Source organism: Rathayibacter sp. VKM Ac-2929 (genome assembly GCF_022815495.1).
In the GTDB taxonomy this organism is placed as follows: Bacteria; Actinomycetota; Actinomycetes; order Actinomycetales; family Microbacteriaceae; genus Rathayibacter; species Rathayibacter festucae.
The window spans coordinates 268,043-294,148 of sequence record NZ_JALGRV010000002.1; the positions used below are offsets into that span (position 1 = coordinate 268,043).

A 26,106-nucleotide genomic window follows, 5' to 3' on the forward strand; every position below is an offset into this window, starting at 1 on the left:
GCACACTCGCCCGATGCTGCGCGATCATCTCCTCGACGCCCTCGCCGTTCTGCTGCCGGTCGACTGCCCGGCCTGCGGGCGGCCGGCGACCCGGGTGCCCTGCCCGGACTGCGCAGCGGAGCTCGCCGCGCAGGCGCGACCGGACGTCCGCCGCCTGGGGTCCGACGACGACCCGCTCGAGGTGCGCGTCGGCGCGGAGTACGCCGGGACGGTGCGGCGGCTCGTCCTCGCGCTGAAGGCGGAGGGGCGGGTGGCCGCAGCGCGACCGCTCGGCGCGCTGCTGCGACCCGTGCTGCTCCAGGCGCTCGACGGCGCTCCGGCGCTGCTGGTCGCACCGCCCGGCTCGCGCCTGCGGCACCTGCGGCGCGGCTTCGACCCCGTCGACCTGCTGGTGCGCGCGGCGGGCGGGCGCCTCGCCCGGCCGCTCACGAGGACCCGGCTCGCGCTCGACCAGGTCGGCCTCGCCCGGGCGGAGCGGCGTGCGAACCTCGACGGCGCGTTCCGCGCCAGGCGTCCGCTCGACGGCGAACGGATCCTGCTGGTGGACGACGTGGTCACCTCGGGGGCGACCCTGCTCGAGCTGCGCCGGGCCGTCCGCGCGGGCGGGGGAGACGTGGCGGGGGCGGCCGCGCTCGCCGGGACCCCCGGCGGCCGCAGCGCGACTTCCTGATGAACTCCCGAGGACGATCCGGTGACCGCGGGTCTACGCTCGGGGGACGGCGTGAACGGTCCGCCCGGAGAAAGGCGGCACGCCGTACTCGACTGGGAGGTTGTCATGGACATCGACATCACAGGCCGCAACATGGGCATCACCGATCGCTTCCGCGCCTACGCGACGGAGAAGTCGGAGAAGATCGCCCATCTCGCCGACCGGGCGCTCGCGCTCGAGATCAAGGCGAGCCGTCACAGCGAGGGCAAGGGCGCCGCCGGCGGCGACCGGGTCGAGCTCACGCTCATCGGCAAGGGGCCCGTGGTGCGGGCCGAGGCGAGCGGAGCCGACAAGTACGCGGCCTTCGACGTCGCCCTCGGGCGCCTGCTCGAACGGGTGCGTCGAGCCAAGGACCGCAAGAAGGTGCATCGCGGTCAGCATCGGCCGACCTCGCTGCGCGACGCGGCGGCCGACGACTTCAGCGTCGTCGCGATCCAGCCGGCGGACGCCGAGGTGCTCGAGCGCCTGAGCACGGGCGTGATCCCCGTTCAGGAGGAGCCGGCCCCGGAGCCGGTCGCCGCGGACGAGGACGACGCGGAGGAGCCGTACTGCCCCGTCGTCATCCGCAAGAAGGTCTTCCCCTCCGTCTCGATGAGCGTCGACGACGCCGTCGACTACATGGAGCTGGTCGGCCACGACTTCTACCTCTTCATCGACGCGGACACCGACCGCCCGAGCGTCGTCTACCGACGCAAGGGCTGGGACTACGGCGTGATCGGCCTCGGCGACGAGGCGGACGCGCAGCCCGAGGCCGCCGCGGTCTGACCCGGGAGCCCCCCGGAGGTCCGCCTCCGGGGGGTTCTTCGCGCCCTGTCGGACCGCGCACAGCCCGCCCCGGCTAGTGTGGTTCCGTCCGCGCCGTGCCGTCGGGCACCTGTCTTCTACGTTTTGGAGTACCCCGTGGCCTCAGTTCTCGAAAAGGTCCTTCGCGTCGGGGAGGGCCGGGTCCTCCGCCGCCTCGAGAACTACGCGAAAGCCGTCAACGCCCTCGAAGAGGACTTCACGCACCTCAGCGACGAGGAGCTGAAGAACGAGACCGTCGAGCTGCGCGAGCGCTACTCGAACGGCGAATCGCTCGACGACCTGCTGCCGGAGGCCTTCGCGGCCGTCCGCGAGGCCTCGCGCCGCACGCTCGGCCTGCGCCACTTCGACGTCCAGCTGATGGGCGGCGCCGCACTGCACCTCGGCAACATCGCCGAGATGAAGACCGGAGAGGGCAAGACCCTCGTCGCGACCCTGCCGGCGTACCTCAACGCCATCGCGAGCCGCGGCGTGCACATCGTCACGGTGAACGACTTCCTCGCGAACTATCAGTCCGAGCTGATGGGGCGCGTGTTCCGCGCCCTCGGCATGACGACCGGCGTGATCCTCTCCGGCCAGACGCCCGAGCAGCGCCGCGAGCAGTACGCGGCCGACATCACCTACGGCACGAACAACGAGTTCGGCTTCGACTACCTCCGCGACAACATGGCCTGGCAGGCGCAGGACATGGTCCAGCGCGGCCACTTCTTCGCAGTGGTCGACGAGGTCGACTCGATCCTCATCGACGAGGCGCGCACCCCGCTGATCATCTCCGGCCCCGCCTCGGGCGAGGCGAACCGCTGGTTCGCCGAGTTCGCCGGCCTCGCCACGCGCCTGATCGAGGGCGAGGACTACGAGGTCGACGAGAAGAAGCGCACCGTCGGCGTGCTCGAGCCCGGCATCGAGAAGGTCGAGGACTACCTCGGCATCGACAACCTCTACGAGTCCGCGAACACCCCGCTGATCTCGTTCCTCAACAACTCGATCAAGGCCCGCGCCCTGTTCAAGAAGGACAAGGACTACGTCGTCCTCAACGGCGAGGTGATGATCGTCGACGAGCACACCGGCCGCATCCTGGCCGGCCGCCGCTACAACGAGGGCATCCACCAGGCGATCGAGGCGAAGGAGGGCGTGCAGGTCAAGGCCGAGAACCAGACCCTCGCCACCGTCACGCTGCAGAACTACTTCCGCCTCTACGGCAAGCTCTCCGGCATGACCGGAACGGCCGAGACCGAGGCCGCCGAGTTCATGTCGACCTACAAGCTCGGCGTGGTCTCCATCCCGACCAACCGCAAGATGCAGCGCATCGACAACGCCGACCTCGTCTACAAGAACGAGCAGGTCAAGTTCGAGCAGGTCGTCGAGGACATCGTCGAGCGCCACGCGGCGGGCCAGCCCGTGCTGGTCGGCACGACGAGCGTCGAGAAGAGCGAGTACCTCTCCCGCCTGCTCGCCAAGAAGGGCGTGCGGCACGAGGTGCTGAACGCCAAGAACCACGCGCGCGAGGCCGCGATCGTCGCCCAGGCCGGCCGCCTCGGCGCCGTCACCGTCGCGACCAACATGGCCGGCCGCGGCACCGACATCATGCTCGGCGGCAACGCCGAGTTCCTCGCGGTCACCGAGATGTCGACCAAGGGCCTCAGCCCCGTCGACACCCCAGAGGAGTACGAGTCCGCGTGGGACGACGTCTTCGCGGGCGTCAAGGCCAAGGTCGCCGAGGAGGCCGAGAAGGTCCAGGCCGCCGGCGGTCTCTACGTGCTCGGCACCGAGCGCCACGAGTCGCGCCGCATCGACAACCAGCTCCGCGGCCGCTCCGGCCGCCAGGGCGACCCGGGCGAGAGCCGCTTCTACCTCTCGCTCACCGACGACCTGATGCGCCTGTTCAACTCCGGCGCGGCCGAGGCCCTGATGGGCCGCGGCAACGTGCCGGACGACATGGCGATCGAGTCGAAGGTCGTCTCGCGCGCCATCCGCAGCGCGCAGTCGCAGGTCGAGGCGCGCAACGCCGAGATCCGCAAGAACGTCCTCAAGTACGACGACGTCCTCAACCGCCAGCGCGAGGCGATCTACTCCGACCGCCGCCACATCCTCGAGGGCGACGACCTGCACGAGCGCACCCAGAAGTTCCTCGTCGACGTGATCGACGAGATCCTCGAGGTGCACACCGGCGAGGGCAACGGCGACGACTGGGACTTCGACGCGCTCTGGACCGAGCTGAAGACCCTCTACCCGGTCAGCCTGTCGATCGACGAGGTCGTCCAGGAGGCCGGCAGCCGCGGCCGGATCAACAAGGAGTTCATGCGCCGCGAGATCCTCTCGGACGCGAAGCTCGCCTACCAGGGCCGCGAGGAGCAGCTCGGCGCCCCCGCCATGCGCGAGCTCGAGCGCCGCGTCGTGCTCTCGGTGATCGACCGCCGCTGGCGCGACCACCTCTACGAGATGGACTACCTCAAGGACGGCATCGGCCTGCGCGCGATGGCCCAGCGCGACCCGCTGGTCGAGTACCAGCGCGAGGGCTTCACCCTGTTCCAGCAGATGATGGGCCAGATCCGCGAGGAGACCGTCGGCTTCCTCTTCAACCTCGAGGTCGAGGTCACCCAGAAGCAGGGCGAGGTCGCCGGCGTCGCCGCGAAGGGCCTCTCCGAGCCGGTCGCCCCGGTCGAGAAGCTCAGCTACTCCGCGCCGAGCGACTCGGGCGGTGTCGAGGTCCGCGATCAGCGCGGCCGGGTGCAGCAGGCGGCGACGGCGAAGGCCAGCGCCGCGGCGGCTCGCGAGGCGCGCCCGGACGACGCGGAGGACGCCGCGACCACCGGCGCCTTCGGCCAGCAGACCGGCGGCTCCGACGAGACGCCGAACAACCGCCAGGAGCGCCGCGCGCAGACCAAGCGCCGCTGATCCCGGCTCTGCCGACCGGCACGACGAAGGTCCCGGTCCCGACTCCGCTCGAGCGGAGCGCGGGATGCGGGGCCTTCGTCGTCGACAGCGCGGGCGCGTGATCGGCGGCGTCAGACGCGGTGCCGCACCAGCGCCGAGACGAAGCCGCCGGCGAAGGTGTCGCCGAGGCCGATCGTGGTGGGGCGGTCGGTCTCGAGCACGAGGCCGGGCGTGCAGACGGCCTGCAGCCGAGCCGTGACCGCGGTGCAGACCGCGACTCCGCCGGGCTGCGCCGGCAGCTGTGCGACGCGGTCGTAGTCCGCGGCGGTGATGCCGTCGCCGAGCAGGTAGCGGGTGCTCGCCATCGTCACTCCGCCGAGGAGCGCCGCGCGGTAGCGCTCGGCCTCCGCTCCGACGGCCGCCGACCAGTGCCGGGTGTGCACGACGAGCACCGGGCCGGGGAGGAGCGCCGCGGCCGCGCCCAGCGCCTCGACCACTGCATCCGGGTCGAGCAGGTCGAGCCGGTGCCCGAGCAGCGCCTGCAGCTCGTCCTCGTTCATGCTGACGACGTCGACGCAGCCGAGCAGGGCGGAGCGGGCCCGGTCCTGCAGAGCGGGCAGGTGGAAGCCCGCGTCCTCGTAGATCACATCCGCGGAGGCGGGCAGCGCCGCGAGGTGGCGCTGCAGCGTCTCCAGCCGGTCCGTCAGCACCGCCCCGTCCTGGATGCTGTTGAAGCCGGAGACCAGGAAGACGCCCGCGTCGGCCAGCATGCCGCCGAGTCCCTCCGCCAGCAGCAGCTCGCGGTTGGGCGGGTCGTTCGCGAAGATCACCCGGTTCGGATGCGGCGCCACCAGCACGCGGTCGCCGAGGAGCACCCGGGCGCCGCGCGGGAACTGCACGATCAGGTGCGGGTCGGTGCTGTCGGCGGTCGCGCTCGAGACGTACTCGGTGCCGACGGGCAGGAGGCGGCGGACGTGGTCGTCGATGCTCACCAGGTGCTGCACCGCGGCGAGGCCGTGCACGGCGAGCGCGTAGCCCGCCCGCACGCCCGTGCCGCCGAGGGTGATGCGCCGGGGGAAGCGCTGCGCGAACTCCTCGACGATGCGGGAGGAGGAGGCGAATCTCTCCCCTCCCGCACCGTCGGCGAGGAACGCGAGGAGCGCCACGACGAGGTCGCGCTCGGTGGTGACCGGCGCCGTCCTCGTCAGCTCGTCCGCGCGGATCCCGTACTCGTCCGCGAGCGTCTGGACGACGTGGTCGTCCCAGTCGATCTCGTAGTCGACGGTCCCGCCCAGTCCGAGCACGATCCTCTCGTTCACCGCGCTGCTCTCCTGCGTCTCGCCGGGCCTAGTAGAGCTCGGCCTTGCCGGCGGAGCCGAACAGGTCGATCTTCTCGGCGGCCGTCTCCTTCATCGCGGCGATGGAGGGCGGCTGGATCGTGTTGGGCTCGCGGACGGAGGGGTCGGCCAGCACCTCGCGCATCTTCTTGTGGTACGCGGCCTTGATGTCGCTGGAGATGTTGATCTTGTTGACCCCGCGCTTCACCGACTCCGCGATCTCCGCGTCGGGGTTGTTCGAGCCGCCGTGCAGGACGAGCGGCACGGCGACGCGCTTCTTGATCTCGGCGAGCAGGTCGAGCTTGAGGGCGGGCTTCATCGACGCCGGGTAGAGGCCGTGGCTGGTGCCGATGGCGATCGCCAGGCTGTCGACCCCGGTGGAGGCGACGAAGTCGACCGCCTCGTCGGGCTCGGTGTAGATGATGTTCGCGGCGCCGTCCTCGGCCTCGTTGTCGGTCTTGCCGATCGTGCCCAGCTCGCCCTCGACCGAGACGCCGACGGCGTGCGCCGCGTCGACGACGCGCTTGGTGATCGCGACGTTCTCGTCGTAGGGGAGCATCGAGCCGTCGATCATCACCGAGGTGAAGCCGGACTTGATCGCGAGCAGGACCTGCTCGTAGGTGGCGCCGTGGTCGAGGTGGATGGTCACCGGGACGCTGGAGCGGTGGGCGCGGGCGATGATCGCGTGCAGGATGTCCACTCCGGTGTGGCTCAGCTCGTCGGGGTGGATCGCGATGAGCAGCGGGGAGTCCTTCTCCTCGCTGATCTCGAAGAGGCCGTTCATCATGGCGTAGTCGCTGACGTTGAACGCCGGGACGGCGAAGCCGTTCGCGTTGGCGACGTCCAGCAGGTCTTTTCCGGAAACAAGCATTCTCTGACTGTCCTTCTCGTGGTGGTGGTGGTGTTCCGGACGCGCGGACGCGCGCCTCAGCTCTTGACGGCCCCGGCGGTCATGCCGCCGATGAAGTACCGCTGGAAGAAGAGGAAGAGGAGGAGGACGGGAACGCATCCGAGGATGCTCATCGCCATCATCTCGTTCCACTCGTAGGAGTTCTGGCCCATGAGCAGCTGGATGCCGATCGGCACCGTGCGCATGTCGTCGGTGCGGGTCAGGGTGAGCGCGAAGAGGTACTCGTTCCACGCGATCATGAAGGTGTAGACGCCGACCGAGACGATCCCGGGGATCGCGATCGGCACCAGGATCCGCCAGAGCACCGTCATCGGGCCGGCCCCGTCCATCCGCGCCGCCTCGTCGAGATCGCGGGGGAGGGTGTTGAAGTAGCCGGTCAGCATGATGATCGCGTAGGGCAGCGTGAAGACCAGATAGGTGAGGATCAGGCCCTGATAGGTGTTGTAGAGCCGCAGCGTCACCATCAGCCCGAAGAACGGGATCAGCAGGGTGATCGGCGGCACCGCCTGCACGCTGACGATGATGATGTTGATCGGCCGCTTGAAGCGGAATTCGTAGCGGCTGAACGCATAGGACGCGAGGATCGCGACGACCAGCGTCAGCGCGACGACCGCGAGCGCGACGACGTAGCTGTTGATGAAGAAGCGGACCTTCGTCGGGTCGCCCAGGATGCCGGCGTAGGCCGAGAACGAGAACGTGTCGGTGATCAGCCGGGGCGGGTACTCGAAGATCTCGGTGTTCGACTTGAACGAGCTGGCGGCCATCCAGACGATCGGCAGGCCTGCGAAGGCGGCGCCGATCAGGAGGAGGACCCAGACCCCGGCCTTCGCGGCGAGGAGCCGCGGCGTGCGGACGGCCGGGCGGGTGGCGGTGGCGGTCACGTCAGTCCCTGGCTTTCTGGTTCCGCACGTAGAAGAACGCGAGGACCATGGTGAGGAGGAGGACCAGGACGGCGCTCGCCGAGGCCACCGAGAACTCGTAGCGGCTGAACGCGAGCTTGTAGGTGTAGGTGCTGAGCATCTCGGTCGCGTCGATCGGGCCGCCGCCGGTCGTCATCCAGATCAGCGCGAACTGCTGCGAGGTCCAGATGATGTCGAGCACCGACATGCTGATGATGATCGGCTTGAGCTGCGGGATCGTGACGTTCCAGAACCGCTGCCAGGCGCTCGCCCCGTCGACCTTCGCCGCCTCGTAGAGGTCGTGCGGGATGCCCTGCAGACCCGCCAGCAGCGTGATCATGTAGAACGAGTAGCCCGCCCAGATGTTGATGAAGGTCACCGAGAGCAGCGCGGTCGCGGGGGAGGCGAGCCACTCGATGCCCTTGTCGGTCAGCCCGAGCGAGATCAGCGCGTAGTTGATCACGCCGTTCGGGTTCAGCAGCAGCCGCCAGAGCACCGCGATGATCGCGACGGTGAACAGCCACGGCAGGACGTAGACCACGCGGAAGAGCGACTTGGCGACGGTCGGCACGAGCGGCGAGTTCAACAGCATCGCGAAGCCGAGGCCGAGCACCAGGTGCGCCGCGACGCTGACGCCGACGAAGACGATCGTGTTGCCGGTGGCCGTGCGGAACTTCGGGTGGCCGAGGACCTCGAGGTAGTTGGCGAGTCCGACGAAGGCGGGCTTCGGGTTCGTGATGACGTTGTCGAAGAACGAGTACCCGATCACCAGCAGCACCGGCACGAGCATCAGGACGAGCATCACGATCGCCGTGGGGGAGAGGTAGAGGTAGGGCGCGAGGTCGCGGCGCCTCCGGCGGCCCGCGGGGGCGGGGGCGGGCGTCCCGGAGGCGGGACGCTGGGGGGCGCTCAGCAGGGAGACCACGGCGCTCCTCCTTCGATCGGGGACGGGGTGAGGGGGGACCGCGCCGCGGGAGAGGACTCCCGCGGCGCGATCGGGGACGGACGGGTCACGGCTCAGAACTCGCCGAGCCAGGCTTCCTGGGACTTCTCCAGCGCCTCGTCGACGCTCTGGTCGCCGTTGAGGGCGGCCTGCAGCTGCTCGTCGAAGTCGCGCATCAGCTGCTCCGCGACGGGCAGGCCGACGAACTCGTTCGCCGGGTAGCCGGCCGAGTAGATGTCGAAGGCCTCCTGGTACAGCGGGTCGCTGTCCGAGAAGTCCGGCGTGGAGGCGGTGTTGCCGGGGAAGGCGTTCGCCAGCGTGGACAGCGTCGAGTTCGTGTCGGCGCTCATCAGGAACGACACGAGCTTCGCGGCCTCGGCCGGGTGCTCGCTGCTGGCCGAGACCCCGATGCCCCAGGAGGCGAAGGGGATGCCGCGCTCGCCGCTGAAGCCGTCCTCGGCCGGGATGGCCGAGATGCTGAACTTCAGGTCGGGGTTGGACTCGCGGATGGTGGCGATGTGCGAGAGGGAGTCGATCATCATGCCGACGCGGCCGTTGGTGAACTCCTCGACCTTGTCCTGCTCCTTCATCGTCGCGGCGCCGGGGGCGATCACGCCGTCGGCGTCGAGCTGCGCGATGTAGTCGACCGCGCTGGTGACGGCGTCGTTGGTGAGGTCGGGCTTGCCGTCGTCGAGCATGCTGCCGCCGGAGGCCCAGACCCAGGACATGACGTCGTTCTGGATCCCGTTGGGCGCGTCGCTCGAGAGCGGGAGCACCCAGCCGCTGGTGTTGTCGCCGAGCGCCGTGATCGCCTTGGCCGCGGACTCGAACTCGCTGCGGGTCGAGGGCGGAGCGCTGACGCCCGCCTCGGAGAGCAGGGCGTCGTTGGTGAAGAGCGGGTAGACGAAGTTGACGACGGGGACCATCGCGGTCTTGCCGTCGACGACGACGGTCGAGGAGAGCTGGCTCTCGTCGAAGCCCGCGTCCGAGAGCAGGGGACCGAGGTCGGCCAGCGCGCCCTGCTTGGCGAAGTCGCTGATCCAGGCGCCGTCGAGTCCGACGACGTCGGACATCGTGCCGGCCGCGGCGCCGGCGAAGAGCTGCTCCTTGGTCGAGGCGTACGGACCGCTGAGGAGGTCGACCGTGATGCCGGGGTTGGCGGCCTCGAAGTCGTCCATCAGGCCGCGGAGGGCGCCGTCCGAGAGCTCGGGCTCCCACCACTGCGCGAATTCGAGGGTGACGTCTCCGCCTGCCGCGGAGTCGCCGCCACCCTGGCTGCAGCCGGTCAGCATCGTCGCGGCGAACGCCGCGCTGACGGTGAAGACGACGGCTCTCTTGATGCGAGCACCTTTGCTCATGTCACTCCCTGCAACTCTGCAGTTATCTGCTGTTGTGTGCGCATTCTTGCGCTTGTGTTCTGCGAATGTACCTGGCGATGCGTGGTCATGCAAGAACCGGCAGGAAATTGCCGAGATGTGCGACAAACGAGGACCAGACCGCAGGATTCGCCGCGATCCGAGTGCGACAACTTGCAGGATCCGACACGGCGGTGTTAGACAACGCACATGCCCGACACCGACGACGCCCCCGCCGCGAACGACGTCCCGCTCCGTCTGCCGGCCGGCCGGAAGGCCGATCTGGCCGCCTACGTCGCCGAGGCGGGCGAGGTCACGGTCACCACGCTCGCCCGCCGCTTCGCCGTCTCGGCCGACACCGTGCGCCGCGATCTCGACCAGCTCGACGCGGACGGCTACCTCGTCCGCACGCACGGCGGCGCGGTGAGCCTCTCGGTGATGCCCGCGACGGAGAAGCGCCTGGACGTGCGCCTCGGCATCCAGCGCGGCGCGAAGGAGAAGATCGGCGCGCTCGCCGCCGGCCTCGTCGAGAACGGGGCGGTGGTGATGCTGAACGCGGGCACCACCTCGCTGGCGGTCGTCCGGCACCTCAACGACCACCGCGAGCTGACCATCGCGACGAACAACCTGCGCGTCCCTGCCGAGATCGGCTCGAAGACCTGCCGCGACCTCTTCGTCTTCGGCGGCGCCGTCCGCCTCGGCGGCCAGTCGACGGTCGGGCCGGTGGGCTTCGCCGCCGCGGAGCCGGGCGGCGCCGTCGACCTGCACTGCGACATCGGCCTGATCTCCGTCGGCGCCGTGTCCGCCGAGAACGGCTACTCGACCAGCAATCTGGCGGAGGGCGTGATGATGAGCGAGATGATCGCCCGCTGCGAGCGCGTGGCGATCCTGGCCGACCAGACCAAGTTCGGCCGCACCCTCTTCGCCCAGGTGGCGGAGCTCGGCCGGGCCGACTACCTCGTCACCGACGCGCCGCCGCCGCCGGAGCTCGAGGAGGCGCTGCGCGAGAAGGGCGTCCAGGTGGTGCTGCCGCCGGTGGCTCCCGTCCGCGAGCGCTGACCCGGGCGTGCCGGCGTGCGAGCGCCGAGCCGCGGGCGCTGACCGGTCTCAGAGCACGTTGATCGCGGTCGCGCGCCAGCGGGCGTCCGTGCCCTCCAGCCGGATGGCGACCGCTCGGGTGCGGACCCGGTTGTGCACGAGGACGACCGCCTCGACGATCCCGTCCCGCGGCTCCGTGACGACGACCCGGCCGACCGTGGACGGGAGGCGCTGCGTCGACCGGCCCTTGAGGCTGCGGGCACGGGCGGCCATCACCACCCGCTTCTGCAGATGCCGGTAGACGTCGTCGCTCAGCCAGCGGGCCAGCTGGTCGATCTCGCGGGAGCCGGCCAGGACCTCGACCACCTGCAGCGTCAGGCAGGCGAGGATCGGCTCGGGATCGGGCAGCTCCGCCCGCGTCGCCGGCTGCGGGGCGAAGAACGCGGCGGCCGACGTCGCGGAGGCCGCCGCGTCCGCGTCGAGCGGCAGGGTGCGGTAGTCGAACGCGTTGGTGGGGTGGATCATGCGGCGTGCTCCAAAGGCAGGACGAGCGACTCACGGTTCGGATCTCCTCTCGGCTCGGGCGGTGCGTGCCGCAGCAGGACGAGCGCGACGGGGTGACCTCATCGAAGCAGCCGAGCGATGCTCACGTCGGGCTCAGCGCCGGACTGTGGATAACCGGGCGCGGGGCACCGCAGGTGCGGTGCGCGCGATGACGGGACCTAGGCTTGTCGGGTGTCGACCCTCAGTGATCTCGTCCTCTCCCACGGCCGCTCCACGGACGCGGACGTCGAATGGCTGCACCTCCTCGTCGGCGACCTCCAGCTCCTCGCCGACCTCGCCTTCGCGGACATCGTGCTCTGGGTGCCGACCGCCGAGGGCGGCTTCGTCGCGGTCGCGCACGCCCGGCCCTCGAGTGCGGCGACGCTCTTCTACCGCGACTTCGTCGGGCAGAAGATCAAGGCGGAGTGGCGCGCCCAGGTCGCCGAGGCCTTCGAGAGCGCTCGCATCGTCGACACCTCGGCCCCGGACTGGTTCGAGGAGACGCCCACCCGGGTTCGCGCCGTGCCGGTCATCCGGCGCCTCGGCGGCTCCGACAGCGCGACCACCGATCAGCCGATCGCGGTCGTCACCCGCCACACCAACCTCAGCGAGACGCGCACGCCCAGCCGCCAGGAGCTGACCTTCAACGACTGCGCGAACGACCTCTTCTCGATGATCGCCTCGGGCGACTTCCCCGACCTCGGCGCGCCGACCGGGCCGCGTCGCGGCGCCCCGCGCGCCTCCGACGGCCTGATCCGCCTCGACGTGGACGGGATCACGACCTTCGCCAGCCCGAACGCGCTGTCGGCGTTCAACCGCATCGGCTTCGCGGACGAGCTCGAGGGCGAGTCGCTCGCCGAGGTCACCACGGGCCTGGTCGCCGGCAAGGTCGTCATCGACGAGTCGCTGCCGCTGGTCGTGACCGGCCGCGCGCCCTGGCGCACCGACATCGAGGCGCGCGGGGTCACCGTCTCGCTGCGCGCCATCCCGATCCGCGACCGCGGGGAGCGCGTCGGCGCCGTCGTGCTCTGCCGCGACGTGACCGAGCTGCGCCACCAGGAGCGGGAGCTGATCACCAAGGACGCGACGATCCGCGAGATCCACCACCGGGTGAAGAACAACCTGCAGACCGTCGCGTCGCTGCTGCGGATCCAGGCCCGGCGCACCCACTCCGATCTCGCCCGCGAGGCGCTGACGCAGGCCATGCGCCGCGTCGCGGCGATCGCGGTCGTGCACGACACCCTCTCCGAGGGGCTCGCGCAGAACGTCGACTTCGACGCGGTGTTCGACCGGGTTCTGCTGCTGATCGCCGAGGTCGCCTCGACGCACAACACCACCGTGCACCCCACCTTCACCGGCAGCTTCGGCGACCTGCCGAGCGAGTACGCCACTCCGCTCGCCCTCGCGCTGACCGAGCTGGTCACCAACGCGGTCGAGCACGGGCTCGCCGGCCGGGAGGGCGACGTCGAGATCGTCGCGACCCGCGGCGACGACGAGCTCACCGTCAAGGTGCGCGACACCGGAGTCGGACTGCCGGAGGGCAAGGTCGGCTCGGGTCTGGGCACGCAGATCGTGCGCACCCTGATCCAGGGCGAGCTCGGCGGGACGATCGACTGGCACACGCTGGTCGGCCGCGGCACCGAGGTGACCATCGAGGTGCCGCTGCGCTGGCTGAAGGGCCCGCGGGTCTGAGCCGCACCGGTCCGCGCCGCGCGGGCTCGGTCCCCGCCCGGAGTCCCCGGGAACGACGCGACCCCCGCTGCCGGAGGGCGAGCGGGGGTCGGGGTCGTGCGGTGCCGGGTGGTCCCGGTGCCGGCGCTACGAGGCGCGGCGGGCGCGGGCGGCGCGGCGCTTGAGGGCGCGGCGCTCGTCCTCGCTGAGGCCGCCCCAGACGCCCGAGTCCTGACCGGTCTCGAGGGCGTACTGCAGGCAGACCTCGGTGACGGTGCAGCGACCGCAGACGGTCTTCGCCTTCTCGATCTGGTCGACCGCGGGTCCGGTGTTGCCGACCGGGAAGAAAAGCTCGGGGTCAGCGGTGAGGCAAGCGGCCTTGTCGCGCCAGTCCATGCGGGTGCTCCTTGTGTGACAGCGTGCGTGGAGGAACCACGCAGTGTTCGGGTGGGATGATCGAGTCACACCGACGGCCTGGACCATCGGTATGCACCGGGCGCCCGAACCGGCGCACGCCACGAGACCCTGCGCAGCTGCGCAAGGCGGTTCGGGTGCGGGACCGGACGGTGCTCGGTTCTTCCCGATAGATCGCCCCGCTCGCACGCATGCCTCTCGGCACGGCAGGATCGGGGTGTTCACATCGGCGGTAACCCACGACCCTGTGAGCGGTGAAACGAACTGCACTAGCCTGTCACGGAGGCAGGCTCGAATCAAGAGTGCTGGATGGGATGCAGCTGTGATCATGGACGGGAACCGGCCTCCGACCAGGCCGGGAAGCGGCCGGCGGCCCCTCGGCCTGCTCCTCCTGGTCGCCGTTCTGGCGCTGGAGACCGCTGCCGTGGCGTGCATCACGGGGTGGCTCGTGATCGAGCTCCTCACCACCCGGGCCGGCTCGATCGGCGGCGGGATCGCGATCGTCGTGCTCTCCGTCATCGCCCTGGCCTGGGTCGCCGCGACGACAGTCGGAACCGCCCGGTGCCGCAGCTGGATCCGCGCCTCCGCCCTGACGATCCAGCTGGTGATGATGGCCGTCGCCCTCGGCGCGTTCCAGGGGCAGTACGCCGTGCCGGACATCGGCTGGGCGCTGCTGGCGCCGGCCCTGCTGGCCGTGGTGCTGCTCTTCCTGCCGAGCACGGTCGCCGCCACCCGCCGCGACCCCGGGCTGGGCTAGCGTCACCGAGCCGGCCGCCCCGCGCCGGCGCCACTGGGCTAGCGTCGGAGGATGGACTCCACCCGACTCGGCCTCAGCGGCCTCCAGGTCTCCCCGATCATCCTCGGCTGCATGAGCTTCGGCGCGCCCGACCGCGGTGCGCACGGCTGGAGCATGGGGGAGGAGGAGTCGCGGCCCTTCCTCCGCCGGGCGCTCGAGCTCGGCATCACCACGTTCGACACCGCCGACGTCTACTCCGACGGCACGAGCGAGGAGTTCGTCGGCCGCGCTCTCGCGGACTTCGCCGTGCGTGAGGAGGTCGTCATCGCGACCAAGGTGCACGGCACGATGCGCCCGGGCGCGAACGGTGGCGGGCTCTCGCGCCGGCACATCCTCAGCGCGATCGACGACAGCCTCCGCCGCCTCGGCACCGACTACGTCGACCTCTACCAGATCCACCGCTGGGACCCGCAGGTCCCGATCGAGGAGACGATGGAGACCCTGCACGACGTCGTCCGCTCCGGCAAGGCGCGCTACATCGGCGCGTCGAGCATGTGGGCGTGGCAGTTCGCGAAGGCGCAGTACACGGCCGACCTCGGCGGCTGGACCCGCTTCGTCTCGATGCAGGACCAGTACAACCTGATCCAGCGCGAGGACGAGCGCGAGCTGCACCCGTTCTGCCTCGACCAGGGCGTCGGCGTGATCCCGTGGTCGCCGCTGGCCCGCGGGCGCCTCACCCGCGACTGGGACGCGACCACGTCGCGCACCGAGACCGATCTCTACGGCAAGACGCTCTACCACCAGCAGGAGGAGGCCGACCGCCGCACGGCGGGCACCGTCGAGCGCATCGCTGCCGAGCGCGGCGTCCCGCGCGCGCAGGTCGCCCTCGCCTGGGTGCGCCAGCAGGAGGCGGTCACCGCGCCGATCGTCGGCGCGACGAAGATGCAGCACCTCGAGGACGCGGTCGCCTCCGTCGACGTCGAGCTGACGGCCGACGAGCTCGACGCCCTCGGCGCCGACTACGCCCCTCGCTTCAACGAGGGCTTCTAGCCCTCGGCGGATCTCGAGACGCCCGCTGCGCGGGCTCCTCGATCAGCATGGGCGATCCGCGGCCCCGGCCGATTGGTCGAAGCGCGGCGTAGAGAGGCGCGGCGGGTCAGGCCAGCTTGAGCTTCTTGCGCAGCGCCTGCACGTGGCCGGTGGCGCGCACGTTGTACTGGGCGAACTCGAGGGCGCCCTCGGGGCCGACGACGAAGGTCGACCGGAGCACGCCGACGACCGTCTTGCCGTAGCTGTTCTTCTCGCCCCAGACGCCGTAGGCGCGGTGCACGCTCATGTCCGGGTCGCTCAGCAGCGGGTACGCGAGGCCGTGCTCGTCGGCCCAGCGGCGCAGCGCCTCAGGGGTGTCGCGCGAGACGCCGAGCACCTCGTAGCCGGCCGCCTGCAGGGCCGCGGTGCTGTCGCGGAAGTCGCACGCCTCGGTGGTGCAGCCGGGGGTGTCGGCCTGCGGGTAGAAGAAGAGGATGACGCGGCGGCCGCGCAGGCCCTCGAGGGCGACCGGGGAGCCGTCCTGGTCCGGCAGCGTGAAGTCGGGGGCGGTGTCGCCCGCGGCGAGGCGCTCGTCGGCGGGGATCGGGGGGAGAGCGGTGTCGGTCATCGTCTGCTTCCGTCGGTGGTGGCGAAGGTGGTCAGGAGGCGCTGGAGCGAGTCGAGGCGCTCCGGCCCGCTCGCGCCGAGCAGCCCGCCCTCGACGGCCTCGATGATCGCGCAGTCGGGGGAGTCGGGGAGGTGCGTGCAGCCGCGCGGGCAGTCCTCGGCGAGCACGGCGAGCGTCGTGAAGGCGCCGAGGATGTTGTCGGTGTTCACGTGGCCGAGGCCGAAGGAGCGCACGCCCGGGGTGTCGATCACCCAGCCGTGCCGGTCGCCGCGCTCGACGCGCAGCGAGACGGTGGAGGAGGAGGTGTGCCGGCCGCGCCCGGTCACCGTGTTCACCCGGCCGATCGCCCGGTGCGCGTCGGGGACGAGCTTGTTCACGAGCGTCGACTTGCCGACTCCGGAGTGGCCCACCACGACGGTCTCGTGGCCGAGCAGCGCCTCGGCGATCTCGTCGACGGGCGGCTCGTCCTGGCTGGAGAGGAAGACGCGGAGGTCGAGGCCCTCGAAGTTGCGCAGGAACGGCGCCGGGTCCGCCAGGTCGGTCTTGGTGATGCAGAGCATCGGGGTGATCCCGGCGTCGAAGGCGGCGACCAGGTAGCGGTCGACCAGCCGGGTTCGCGGCTCCGGATCGGCGGCGGCCACCACGCACACCATCTGGTCGGCGTTGGCGACGATCACCCGCTCGATCGCGTCGGTGTCGTCGGCGCTGCGGCGCAGCAGCGTCGATCGCTCGCGGATCCGGACGATGCGGGCGAGGGTGCCCTCGTCGCCGCTGGAGTCGCCGACCACGTCGACGCGGTCACCGGGGACGATCGCCTGCTTGCGCAGCTCGCGGGCCCGCGCCGCCGTGAACTCGTGCTCCTCCGGGGTGCCGTCGCCGATCATCACGGTGTAGCGGCCGCGGTCGACACCGAGGACCATCGCGATCTCGGCGTCCTCGTAGGCCGGCCGGTTCTTCGTCCGCGGCTTGGTGCCCTTGGGGTTCGGCCGCACTCGCGCGTCCGACTCGTCGTAGCCGTCGAAGTCGTCGAGCACTCCGTCGGCGTCGAGGCCGCTGTCCGTCCACCACGACACGGGTCAGACCCCGCCCGCGAGTGTGGTCCAGAGCTCGGGGAACTGCGGCAGGGTCTTCGAGGTCGTCGCGATGTCCTCGATCGCGACGCCGGGGACGACCAGGCCGATCAGCGCACCGGCGTGGGCCATGCGGTGATCGGAGTAGGTGCGCCAGCGGCCGCCGTGCAGCGGCGCGGGCTCGATCCGCAGTCCGTCCTCCAGCTCGGTGACGGAGCCGCCGAGGCCGTTGATCTCGGCGGCGAGGGCGGCGAGGCGGTCGGTCTCGTGGTGGCGGATGTGACCGATGCCGGTCAGCGTGCTCGGGCCGCTCGCAAGCGCGGCGAGGGCCGCGAGCGCGGGGGCGAGCTCGCCGCCCTCCGAGAGGTCGAGCTCGACGCCGAGGATCTCGTTCCCGCCGCGGACGACGAGGTCCTCGCCGTCGCGCTCGACGCTCGCGCCGAACATCGGCAGGATCCGCTCGAGGTGCGCGCCGACCTGGGTGGTCTCGGCCGGCCAGTGCCGGAGGCGGACGGTGCCGCCGGTGACGAGTGCGGCGGCCAGGAACGGCGCGGCGTTGGAGAGGTCGGGCTCGATCAGGACCTCGGCACCGGCGATCCGCTGCGGCGCGATCGTCCAGGTGCCGGGTGTCGAGGCGTCGACGCTCACGCCGCGGGCCGCGAGGGCGGCGATCGTCATGTCGATGTGCGGCTGGCTCGGCAGCGCGCCGCCCTCGTGCGTCAGGCGCAGGCCCTCGTCGAACCGGGCCCCGGCGAGGAGCAGGGCCGAGACGAACTGGCTCGAGCGGGTTGCGTCGACCACGGCGTCGCCGCCGCGGATCGAGCCGGAGCCGTGCACGGTGAAGGGGAGCGAGCCGCGCCCGTCGTCCGCCACGTCGACGCCGAGCGAGCGGAGGGAGGCGATGGTCGCGCCCATCGGCCGCTTGTAGGCGTAGGCGTCGCCGTCGAAGGTGGTGGGCCCGAGCGCCAGCCCGGCCAGGGGCGGCAGGAAGCGCATCACGGTGCCGGCCAGGCCGCAGTCGATCGTCGTGGAGCCGAAGAGCTCCTCGGCCGGCCCGACGACGAGATCGGCGCCGAAGGAGCCGGTTCCCCCCTCCTCGCGGATCGTCGTGCCGAGCGAGCGCAGGCCCTCGATCATCAGGGCGCTGTCACGCGAGTGCAGCGGCGCCCGCAGCACGGACGGAGCGTCGGCCAGAGCGGCGAGGACGAGCTCGCGGTTCGTCAGCGACTTGGAGCCGGGCAGCTCGACCACGGCGTCGAGGGCGCCGACGGCGGACGGCGCGGACCAGTCCTCCTCGCCGGGGAGCGCGCGGGCGTCGCCGTACGGATCGAACTCGGGAGCGGAATAACGCGAGAAGACCATCGGTTGTCAGAGTAGTCGGCGAACGGACCGACGGCAGGATCAGGCGGGAGGCGAGGCATGACGGCGACGATCGACCTCGTGCGACCCCGGCCGGCCCGGCAGGCCGCCTCCCGGCGCCGCGGCCTAGAATCGCGTGTGATGACTCGCGACGACAGCACACGCCCCAGCACCGCCGACGAGGCGCAGGCGACCGAGGAGACCGAGACGATCGAGGAGACCGTCGAGGAGGCTCTCGACGACGCCGCTCCCGACGCTCCGGTCGACCTCCGCGCGCTGTTCGAGCAGCAGGCGCTGCCCTTCATCGACCAGCTCTACGCGGCCGGCCTGCGGATGACCAAGAACCCCTCCGACGCCCAGGACCTCGTCCAGGAGACGTTCGCGAAGGCGTTCGGCGCGTTCAAGCAGTTCGAGCAGGGCACGAACCTCAAAGCGTGGCTCTACCGCATCCTCACCAACACGTTCATCAACTCGTACCGCAAGAAGCAGCGCGAGCCGTACCAGAGCGCGATCGACGAGCTCGAGGACTGGCAGCTGGGCGGCGCCGAGTCGACCACCGCCACCTCGAGCCGCTCGGCCGAGGCCGAGGCGATCGACCACCTCCCCGACACCGCCGTCAAGGAGGCCCTGCAGGCGATCCCGGAGGACTTCCGGCTCGCCGTCTACTTCGCCGATGTCGAAGGGTTCTCGTACCAGGAGATCGCCGACATCATGAAGACCCCCGTCGGGACCGTGATGAGCCGGCTGCACCGCGGCCGGCGCATGCTGCGCGAACGACTCACCGACTACGCACGCGAGCGCGGGATCCGCGCCGCTTTCACCACCGGGAGCACGAAATGACCGACTGCGGCTGCACGAAGGCGAAGGCCGAGCTCGAGGAGTACCTCCACAACGAGCTGTGCAAGGAGGACGCCGCCGACATCCGCGAGCACATGGCGAACTGCCCCGACTGCTCCGGTGAGGCGAAGGTCGGCGTCGTGCTGACCGTCGCCGTGCAGCGCGCGTGCAAGGAGACGGCGCCGGAGGACCTCCGCGCCCAGGTGCTCGGCATGCTGCGCGATGCGCAGGCGAGCCACGCGGCGGCTCCGGCGCGGGTCTAGCGCTCCGCACTCCCTGCTCGACGACCTCCGGCTCGTCGGAACGCGCGCGGCTCGCAGGAGCCATCCGTTCCGGCGAGCCGGAGGTCTTTCCGCGAGCCGGACTCTCGTCAGGCGAGAGGTCGCCGAAATCCGGCTCGCAGAACGACGTCCGGCGCGCCGGATCCGAGGATTCCGACGAGCCGGACTCGATGCGGCGAGCCGGAGCCGCCGCCGAGGGGGCGGCTCCGGTCGGGCGGTCAGCGCTGCAGCGCCCGGCCCAGCAGGTCGGCCTGCTCGGAGGCGTGCCGCTTCGCCGAGCCCGCGGCGGGGGAGGCCGCGGCCGGGCGCGAGACGACGCGGATCGGCCGGTCCAGCTGCGGAGCGACGTTCAGCGCGATGAACGGCCAGGCGCCCTGGTTCTCGGGCTCGTCCTGCACCCAGACGAACTCCGCGTCCGGGTAGCGCGCGGCGATCGCGCGCAGCTCCTCGATCGGCGCCGGGTAGTACTGCTCGACGCGCACCAGCGCGATGCCGTCGTCCGGCTTCTTCTCCAGCTCGGCCTTGAGGTCGTAGTGCACCTTGCCGGCGTGCAGGAGCACCCGGGTCACGGCCGACGCGTCCTGGACGCGAGCGTCGTCGATCACGGGCTCGAAGCGGCCCGAGGTGAAGTCCTCGACCGGGCTCGACGCCCCGCGCAGGCGCAGCATGGCCTTCGGCGTGAAGACCACCAGCGGGCGGCGCGGCCGCGAGTACGCCTGGCGGCGCAGCAGGTGGAAGTACGACGCCGGGGTCGACGGACGCGCGACGGTCATGTTCCGCTCCGCGCACATCTGCAGGTAGCGCTCGATGCGGGCGGAGGAGTGGTCCGGGCCCTGGCCCTCGTAGCCGTGCGGGAGCAGGAGCACGAGCGACGAGCGCTGGCCCCACTTCTGCTCGGCGGAGGAGATGAACTCGTCGATGACGATCTGGGCGCCGTTCGCGAAGTCGCCGAACTGCGCCTCCCAGAGCACGAGCGAGTCGGGGCGCTCGACCGAGTAGCCGTACTCGAACGCCATCGCGGCGTACTCCGAGAGCAGCGAGTCGTAGATCCACAGACGGGCCTGCGAGTCCGACAGGTTCATCAGCGGCAGCCACTCCTGGCCGTTCTCGCGGTCGTGCAGCACCGCGTGGCGCTGGACGAACGTCCCGCGGCGGGTGTCCTGGCCGACGAGGCGCACCGGGGTGTCCTCGAGCAGCAGCGAGCCCAGCGCGAGCAGCTCGCCGAAGGCCCAGTCGATCGAGCCGGAGCGGCTCATCTCCTGGCGCTTGGTGAGGAGCTGCTGCAGCTTCGGGTGCACGGTGAAGCCCTCGGGCGGCGAGGTGAACGCGTCGCCGATGCGGGTGACCACCTCGGCCTTGACGCCGGTCACCTCGGGCTCGCCCGGGTAGTCCTCGCCCTGCTGGGCGTCCGGCAGCTCGAGGTCGGCCACGGAGTCGCCGTCGGCGCTGATCACCGGGATCGCACCGGTCTGCGCGGCGTGCGTCTCGGCGAAGGCGCGCTCGAGGCGGTCCTGGAAGTCCTGGTGCGCCCGGTCGTACTCCTCCTCGGTGATGTCGCCGCGACCGACGAGCGCCTCGGTGTACAGCTTGCGCACCGAGCGCTTGGCCTCGATCAGGCTGTACATCAGCGGCTGGGTCATCGAGGGGTCGTCGCCCTCGTTGTGGCCGCGGCGGCGGTAGCAGATCAGGTCGATGACCACGTCGCGGTTGAACCGCTGGCGGTACTCGAACGCGAGCTGGCCGACGTGCACGACGGCCTCGGGGTCGTCGCCGTTCACGTGGAAGATCGGCGCCTGGATCGTCTTCGCCATGTCGGTCGAGTAGATCGAGGTGCGCGCCTCGTGCGGCGGGGTCGTGAAGCCGACCTGGTTGTTGATGTTGATGTGGATCGTGCCGCCGGTGCGGTACGCCCGCAGCTGGGACATCTGGAGCCCCTCGACGACCACGCCCTGGCCCGCCATCGCGGCGTCGCCGTGGACGAGGATCGGCAGGGTGGTGAAGGTGCCGATCGGCTTGCGGTCCTGCTTGGCGCGGACGATGCCCTCGAGCACGCCGTTGACGGCCTCGAGGTGCGAGGGGTTCGCCGCCAGGTAGACGGGGATCTCCTCGCCGCCGGCGCCGCGGAAGGTGCCCTCGGTGCCGAGGTGGTACTTCACGTCGCCCGAGCCCTGGACCGTCTTCGGGTCCTGGGTGCCCTCGAACTCGCGGAAGATCTGGCCGTAGGTCTTGCCGGCGATGTTGGTCAGCACGTTGAGGCGGCCGCGGTGGGCCATGCCGATGGCGACCTCGTCGAGGTCCGCGTCCGCCGCGCCCTGCAGGACGGCGTCCAGCAGCGCGATCAGCGACTCGCCGCCCTCGAGCGAGAAGCGCTTCTGGCCGACGTACTTGGTCTGCAGGAAGGTCTCGAACGCCTCGGCCTCGTTGAGGCGGCCGAGGATCCGCAGCTGCTCGTCGTGGCCCGGCTTCTCGTAGCCGCGCTCGAGCTTCTGCTGCATCCAGGCGCGCTGCTCCGGGTCCTGGATGTGCATGTACTCGACGCCGACGGTGCGGCAGTAGGAGTCGCGCAGGATGCCGAGGATGTCGCGGAGCTTCAGCTGGCGGGAGCCGCCGAAGCCGTCGGTGACGAACTCGCGGTCGAGGTCCCAGAAGGTGAGGCCGTGGCTCTCGATGGCGAGGTCCGGGTGCGAGCGCTGGACGTACTCCAGCGGGTCGACGTCGGCCATCAGGTGGCCGCGGACGCGGAAGGAGTTGATGAGCTCCTGCACCCGCGAGGTCTTCGAGACCCGCTCGGCGAGGTCGACGGCGATGTCGGTCGACCAGTGGATCGGGTCGTAGGGGATGCGCAGCGCGGAGAAGATGTCCTCGTAGAAGCCGCGCTTGCCGAGCAGCAGCTCGTGCACGATCTTGAGGAACTCGCCCGAGCCGGCGCCCTGGATGACGCGGTGGTCGTAGGTCGAGGTCAGCGTGATCGTCTTGCCGATGCCGAGCTCGACGAGCGTCTTCTCGGACGCGCCCTGGAACTCCGCCGGGTACTCGAGGGCGCCGGCGCCGATGATGCAGCCCTGGCCCTTCATCAGGCGGGGCACGGAGTGCACGGTGCCGATGCCGCCCGGGTTGGTCAGCGAGAGGGTGGTCCCGGCGAAGTCGCCGGCCGCGAGCTTGTTGCCGCGGGCGCGCTTGACGAGGTCCTCGTAGGCGGCGAGGTAGGCGGTGAAGCTCAGCGTGTCGGCGCGCTTGATGCTCGGGACGAGCAGGGCGCGGGTGCCGTCGGGCTTGGGCATGTCGATCGCGATGCCGAGGTTGATGTGCGCGGGGGCGACCACCGAGGGCTTGCCGTCCGGCTCGTCGTAGTAGACGTTCTGGCTCGGGAAGTCCTTGAGCGCGCGGATCAGCGCCCAGCCGATCAGGTGGGTGAACGACACCTTGCCGCCGCGGGTGCGGCGCAGGTGGTTGTTGATGACGATGCGGTTGTCGATCATCAGCTTCGCCGGGATGGTGCGCACGCTGGTGGCCGTCGGGATCGACAGGCTCGCGTCCATGTTCGTGGCGAGGCTCTTGGCCATGCCGCGCAGGGGGGAGACGACGTCCTCCTCCACGGCGGCGGCGGGCTCGGCCGGCTTGCTCACGGGCGCGTCGGCCGGGATGGGCTGCGCCTTCGGCTGCTTCGAGGTGGTCTTCGCCGTGCTGGTCGCCGAGGTGGCCGGATGGCTCACCGCTCCGCCCGCGCTCGTCGACACGCGCTCGGCGACGGGCGCCTTCGCCGGGGCGGCGGGGGCGGCGGCCGCGGGGGCCTCCGCGCCGGCGGGTGCGGCACCGCCGAGCTGCTTGCCGTAGCGCTCGAGGATCGGCCACCAGGACTCGTCCACCGAGGCCTTGTCGGCGCTGTACTGCTCGTACAGCTCCTCCACCAGCCACTCGTTGGCCCCGAAGTCCTCCGAGCCCTGATCTGTTCCCGCTCCGGTCAACTGGCTCGACACAGCCGATCGCCCACTCTCTCCGTTGATTCGTTCTCGATCATCCGGACGGCACCGTCGCATCCGACACGCATCTGGGCGTCGTCGCCCGGTCCCGTCCCGGTCGTCAAGCCTAGCCCGGATCCTCCGGCGAAGGTCCCCAGCCGGGCCGGAGTAGCGTCGTCTCCATGCGCTTCTACGGTGGAACACCCTCCGGCGACCTCACCTACTCGGACGTCTTCCTCGTTCCCGGCCGGTCCTCCGTGACCAGCCGGCTCGACGTGTCGCTCGCCCCCGGTGACGGCACCGGAGCCAGCATCCCGATCGTCTCCTCGAACATGAACTCGGTCACCGGGCCCCGGCTCGCGGCGACGCTCGCCCGGCGCGGCGGGCTCGGCGTCCTCCCGCAGGACATGCCGCTGCAGCAGCTCGACGCGGCGATCCGCTGGGTGAAGGACCAGCCGGTCGCCTTCTCGGGCGCGCTCACCGCCTCGCCGTCGACGACCGTCGAGGAGGCGCTCGCGATCCTCCCGGCCGTCGCGGGCCACGGCTTCGTGGTGCAGGAGGAGGACGGCACGATCCTCGGCTGCGTCCCCGCCGCGCGGCTCGCCACGGCCCTGGAGGACGCCCGGCTCGGCGACCTCGTGCACGGCGCCTCCGCCTCGATCGACGCCGACGACGTCACCACCGCGCGCGCCGCCTTCGACCTGATGGTCGCGGCCGACCTCGACTTCGCCCCGGTGCTGCACCACGGCGCGCTCGTCGGCACGCTCTCGCGCACCGGCGCGCTGCGCTCGACCATCTACGACCCCGCGCTGGACGCCGACGGGCGGCTCCGCATCGCCGCGGCGGTCGGCATCAACGGCGACGTCGCCGCCAAGGCGCGCGCCCTCGTCGCCGCGGGCGTCGACGTGCTCGTGCTCGACACGGCGCACGGCCACCAGGAGGGGATGCTGCGCGCGCTGCGCACCGTCTCCGCGCTGAAGCTCGGCGTGCCGATCGCGGCCGGCAACATCGTCACCGCCGACGCGGTGCACGACCTCGTCGACGCGGGCGCGGACATCCTCAAGGTCGGCGTCGGCCCGGGCGCGATGTGCACCACGCGGATGATGACCGCTGTCGGGCGGCCGCAGTTCTCCGCGGTGCTGGAGACGGCGGAGCGGGCCCGCGAGCTCGGCGCGCACGTCTGGGCCGACGGCGGCGTGCGCTACCCGCGCGACGTGGCACTCGCGCTCGCGGCCGGTGCGGCCTCGGTGATGATCGGCTCCTGGTTCGCCGGCACGATCGAGGCGCCGGGCGAGCTGCGCAGCGACGCGGCCGGCCGGATCTACAAGGAGAGCTGGGGCATGGCCTCGGCCAAGGCCGTGCAGGAGCGCTTCGACCGCCTCGACGCCTACGAGCTCGCCCGCAAGCGGCTCTTCGCGGAGGGCATCTCCTCGTCGATGATCTACCTCGACCCGCTGCGCCCGTCGCTCGAGGACCTGCTCGACATGATCACCTCGGGCGTGCGCTCCTCCTTCACCTACGCCGGGGCGCGCAGCGTCGCCGAGTTCCACGAGCGCGCGCTGGTCGGCCTGCAGTCGGCGGCGGGCTACGAGGAGGGCAAGGCGCTGCCGGTCAGCTGGTGACCGCTCGCCGGTGACCGTCAGCCGGTGCCCGGCGCGCGCGTGCTAGAACCGAGCCCATGACGATCGTCGACAACGCCGTGTACGTCGGCGGTCACCGCATCCGGAACCCCGACTCGCTCGAGGACACCTTCGAGCTGATGCGCGACGAGCACGGCATGGCCTGGATCGGGCTGTACCGCCCGAGCCGTGAGGAGGTCGAGGCGGTCGCCCAGGAGTTCGGGCTGCACCCGCTCGCCGTCGAGGACGCGCTGAGCGGCCACCAGCGGGCGAAGCTCGAGCGCTACGACGACGGGCTCTTCGTGGTGCTCCGTCCGGCGCGCTACGTGGACTCCGCCGAGACGGTCGTCTTCGGCGAGCTGCACGTGTTCGTGGGCCCCGACTTCGTGGTCACCATCCGGCACGCGGACTCGCCGGACCTGGCGGCGGTGCGCAAGCGGCTCGAGGGGGACCCGTCGCTGCTCTCCCGCGGACCGGAGGCGGTGCTCTACGCGATCCTCGACCAGGTCGTCGACGAGTACGCGCCGGTGGTGCACGGCGTCCAGGGCGACGTCGACGAGATCGAGGACCAGCTCTTCGGCGACGGCTCGGACGACGGGCTCTCGGAGCGCATCTACCGGCTCTCCCGCGAGGTCATCCACTTCCAGCGCTCGGTGCAGCCGCTGACGGCGCTGCTGCGCGAGCTCGCCGAGGCGCCGGACGCGGCCCCGGGCGCCGACGCGACGCTCGACCACGTCGAGCTGCACCGCTCGCTCCGCGACGTGCTCGACCACACCATCCGGGTGACGGAGGCCGTCGACGCGCTGCGGGCGATCCTGGACAAGGCGCTGACCGTGCACTCGACGCTGGTCTCGCGGCGGCAGACCGAGACCGGGCTGGCCCAGAACGACGTGGTGCGGAAGATCTCGTCCTGGGCCGCGATCCTGTTCGCACCGACGCTCGTCGCGGGCATCTACGGCATGAACTTCGACGACATGCCGGAGCTGCACTGGCGGCTCGGCTACCCGTGGGCGATCGGGCTGATGCTGGTCTTCGGCTTCGTGCTCTACGCCGTGTTCAAGCGCAAGAAGTGGCTCTGAGCGCGGCCCTGCCGG

General features: G+C 71.2%; 22 protein-coding genes. 11 read left to right on the forward strand and 11 right to left on the reverse strand.

Translation table 11 applies throughout. The features are described from left to right. Positions 1–13: 13 nt before the first annotated feature. The 3 genes from MT355_RS05880 (at position 14) to secA (ending at position 4,405) form a co-directional block, all read left to right on the forward strand. Positions 14–670, forward strand: a complete 657-nt coding sequence (locus MT355_RS05880; RefSeq protein WP_243598867.1) for a ComF family protein — start codon at positions 14–16, stop codon at positions 668–670. A gap of 105 nt (positions 671–775) precedes the next feature. Further along, positions 776–1,474, forward strand: coding sequence for a ribosome hibernation-promoting factor, HPF/YfiA family (hpf, locus tag MT355_RS05885; protein WP_123444397.1), 699 nt, complete (start codon positions 776–778; stop codon positions 1,472–1,474). 135 nt (positions 1,475–1,609) lie between these two features. Beyond that, positions 1,610–4,405, forward strand: coding sequence for a preprotein translocase subunit SecA (gene secA, locus MT355_RS05890; protein WP_127886111.1), 2,796 nt, complete (start codon positions 1,610–1,612; stop codon positions 4,403–4,405). Between the two features lie 110 nt (positions 4,406–4,515). On the opposite strand, the gene MT355_RS05895 is transcribed toward secA, so the two are convergent. From MT355_RS05895 to MT355_RS05915, 5 genes are all read right to left on the reverse strand, one after another. Next, positions 4,516–5,703 (reverse strand): ADP-dependent glucokinase/phosphofructokinase, encoded by a 1,188-nt coding sequence (locus MT355_RS05895; RefSeq protein ID WP_243598868.1) that lies wholly within the window; start codon positions 5,701–5,703, stop codon positions 4,516–4,518. 28 nt (positions 5,704–5,731) lie between these two features. Next, positions 5,732–6,592 (reverse strand): ketose-bisphosphate aldolase, encoded by an 861-nt coding sequence (locus tag MT355_RS05900; RefSeq protein WP_159423237.1) that lies wholly within the window; start codon positions 6,590–6,592, stop codon positions 5,732–5,734. A gap of 56 nt (positions 6,593–6,648) precedes the next feature. Then, positions 6,649–7,512, reverse strand: coding sequence for a carbohydrate ABC transporter permease (locus tag MT355_RS05905; RefSeq protein ID WP_207901631.1), 864 nt, complete (start codon positions 7,510–7,512; stop codon positions 6,649–6,651). 1 nt (position 7,513) lies between these two features. Then, positions 7,514–8,455: a carbohydrate ABC transporter permease gene (locus MT355_RS05910; protein WP_243598869.1), complete on the reverse strand. Its 942-nt coding sequence runs from the start codon at positions 8,453–8,455 to the stop codon at positions 7,514–7,516. 92 nt (positions 8,456–8,547) lie between these two features. Beyond that, positions 8,548–9,831 carry a sugar ABC transporter substrate-binding protein gene (locus tag MT355_RS05915; RefSeq protein ID WP_123735256.1) on the reverse strand — a complete coding sequence of 428 codons (1,284 nt, stop codon included), beginning with the start codon at positions 9,829–9,831 and terminating at the stop codon, positions 8,548–8,550. A gap of 207 nt (positions 9,832–10,038) precedes the next feature. On the opposite strand from MT355_RS05915, the gene MT355_RS05920 reads away from it, so the two are divergent. Beyond that, positions 10,039–10,887 carry a DeoR/GlpR family DNA-binding transcription regulator gene (locus MT355_RS05920; protein ID WP_123444402.1) on the forward strand — a complete coding sequence of 283 codons (849 nt, stop codon included), beginning with the start codon at positions 10,039–10,041 and terminating at the stop codon, positions 10,885–10,887. A gap of 48 nt (positions 10,888–10,935) precedes the next feature. Here the strand turns inward: MT355_RS05920 and MT355_RS05925 are convergent, their stop codons facing one another. Beyond that, positions 10,936–11,391, reverse strand: a complete 456-nt coding sequence (locus MT355_RS05925) for an Rv3235 family protein (protein WP_221181084.1) — start codon at positions 11,389–11,391, stop codon at positions 10,936–10,938. Positions 11,392–11,601: 210 nt separating this feature from the next. Between MT355_RS05925 and MT355_RS05930 the strand changes: the two genes are divergently transcribed. After that, entirely contained in the window at positions 11,602–13,101 is a 1,500-nt protein-coding gene (locus MT355_RS05930; protein ID WP_123702681.1) for a sensor histidine kinase, read from the forward strand. Between the two features lie 126 nt (positions 13,102–13,227). Here MT355_RS05930 and MT355_RS05935 read toward each other — a convergent pair whose 3' ends face one another. After that, positions 13,228–13,476: a WhiB family transcriptional regulator gene (locus MT355_RS05935; RefSeq protein WP_056045195.1), complete on the reverse strand. Its 249-nt coding sequence runs from the start codon at positions 13,474–13,476 to the stop codon at positions 13,228–13,230. Between the two features lie 466 nt (positions 13,477–13,942). Here MT355_RS05935 and MT355_RS05940 point away from each other — a divergent pair, with 466 nt between their 5' ends. Both MT355_RS05940 and MT355_RS05945 read left to right on the forward strand, forming a co-directional pair. After that, positions 13,943–14,251 (forward strand): hypothetical protein, encoded by a 309-nt coding sequence (locus MT355_RS05940; RefSeq protein WP_243598870.1) that lies wholly within the window; start codon positions 13,943–13,945, stop codon positions 14,249–14,251. Between the two features lie 51 nt (positions 14,252–14,302). Beyond that, positions 14,303–15,280, forward strand: a complete 978-nt coding sequence (locus MT355_RS05945) for an aldo/keto reductase (protein ID WP_132435829.1) — start codon at positions 14,303–14,305, stop codon at positions 15,278–15,280. Positions 15,281–15,386: 106 nt separating this feature from the next. Here the strand turns inward: MT355_RS05945 and bcp are convergent, their stop codons facing one another. The 3 genes from bcp to aroA are packed head-to-tail and all read right to left on the reverse strand — an operon-like array spanning position 15,387 to position 18,319. After that, the gene (bcp, locus tag MT355_RS05950) at positions 15,387–15,887 is read right to left on the reverse strand and encodes a thioredoxin-dependent thiol peroxidase (RefSeq protein WP_243598871.1); all 501 of its coding nucleotides are present in this window, start codon (positions 15,885–15,887) and stop codon (positions 15,387–15,389) included. Beyond that, the gene (gene rsgA / locus MT355_RS05955; RefSeq protein WP_173250401.1) at positions 15,884–16,960 is read right to left on the reverse strand and encodes a ribosome small subunit-dependent GTPase A; all 1,077 of its coding nucleotides are present in this window, start codon (positions 16,958–16,960) and stop codon (positions 15,884–15,886) included. Before rsgA ends, bcp begins: the two co-directional genes overlap by 4 nt. Positions 16,961–16,963: 3 nt before the next feature. Next, positions 16,964–18,319, reverse strand: a complete 1,356-nt coding sequence (gene aroA / locus MT355_RS05960; RefSeq protein WP_243598872.1) for a 3-phosphoshikimate 1-carboxyvinyltransferase — start codon at positions 18,317–18,319, stop codon at positions 16,964–16,966. Positions 18,320–18,457: 138 nt separating this feature from the next. On the opposite strand from aroA, the gene MT355_RS05965 reads away from it, so the two are divergent. Together MT355_RS05965 and MT355_RS05970 are read left to right on the forward strand one after the other, a co-directional pair. After that, positions 18,458–19,156: a sigma-70 family RNA polymerase sigma factor gene (locus MT355_RS05965; RefSeq protein ID WP_123444430.1), complete on the forward strand. Its 699-nt coding sequence runs from the start codon at positions 18,458–18,460 to the stop codon at positions 19,154–19,156. Next, positions 19,153–19,416 carry a zf-HC2 domain-containing protein gene (locus MT355_RS05970; protein ID WP_123444408.1) on the forward strand — a complete coding sequence of 88 codons (264 nt, stop codon included), beginning with the start codon at positions 19,153–19,155 and terminating at the stop codon, positions 19,414–19,416. The genes MT355_RS05965 and MT355_RS05970 overlap by 4 nt, the downstream gene beginning before the upstream one ends. A 236-nt stretch (positions 19,417–19,652) precedes the next feature. Here the strand turns inward: MT355_RS05970 and MT355_RS05975 are convergent, their stop codons facing one another. Further along, positions 19,653–23,411, reverse strand: a complete 3,759-nt coding sequence (locus MT355_RS05975; protein ID WP_185019933.1) for a multifunctional oxoglutarate decarboxylase/oxoglutarate dehydrogenase thiamine pyrophosphate-binding subunit/dihydrolipoyllysine-residue succinyltransferase subunit — start codon at positions 23,409–23,411, stop codon at positions 19,653–19,655. A gap of 164 nt (positions 23,412–23,575) precedes the next feature. On the opposite strand from MT355_RS05975, the gene MT355_RS05980 reads away from it, so the two are divergent. Both MT355_RS05980 and corA read left to right on the forward strand, forming a co-directional pair. Continuing rightward, positions 23,576–25,015 carry a GuaB1 family IMP dehydrogenase-related protein gene (locus MT355_RS05980; RefSeq protein WP_243598873.1) on the forward strand — a complete coding sequence of 480 codons (1,440 nt, stop codon included), beginning with the start codon at positions 23,576–23,578 and terminating at the stop codon, positions 25,013–25,015. Between the two features lie 56 nt (positions 25,016–25,071). Continuing rightward, positions 25,072–26,091: a magnesium/cobalt transporter CorA gene (corA, locus tag MT355_RS05985; RefSeq protein ID WP_243598874.1), complete on the forward strand. Its 1,020-nt coding sequence runs from the start codon at positions 25,072–25,074 to the stop codon at positions 26,089–26,091. Positions 26,092–26,106 lie beyond the last annotated feature (15 nt).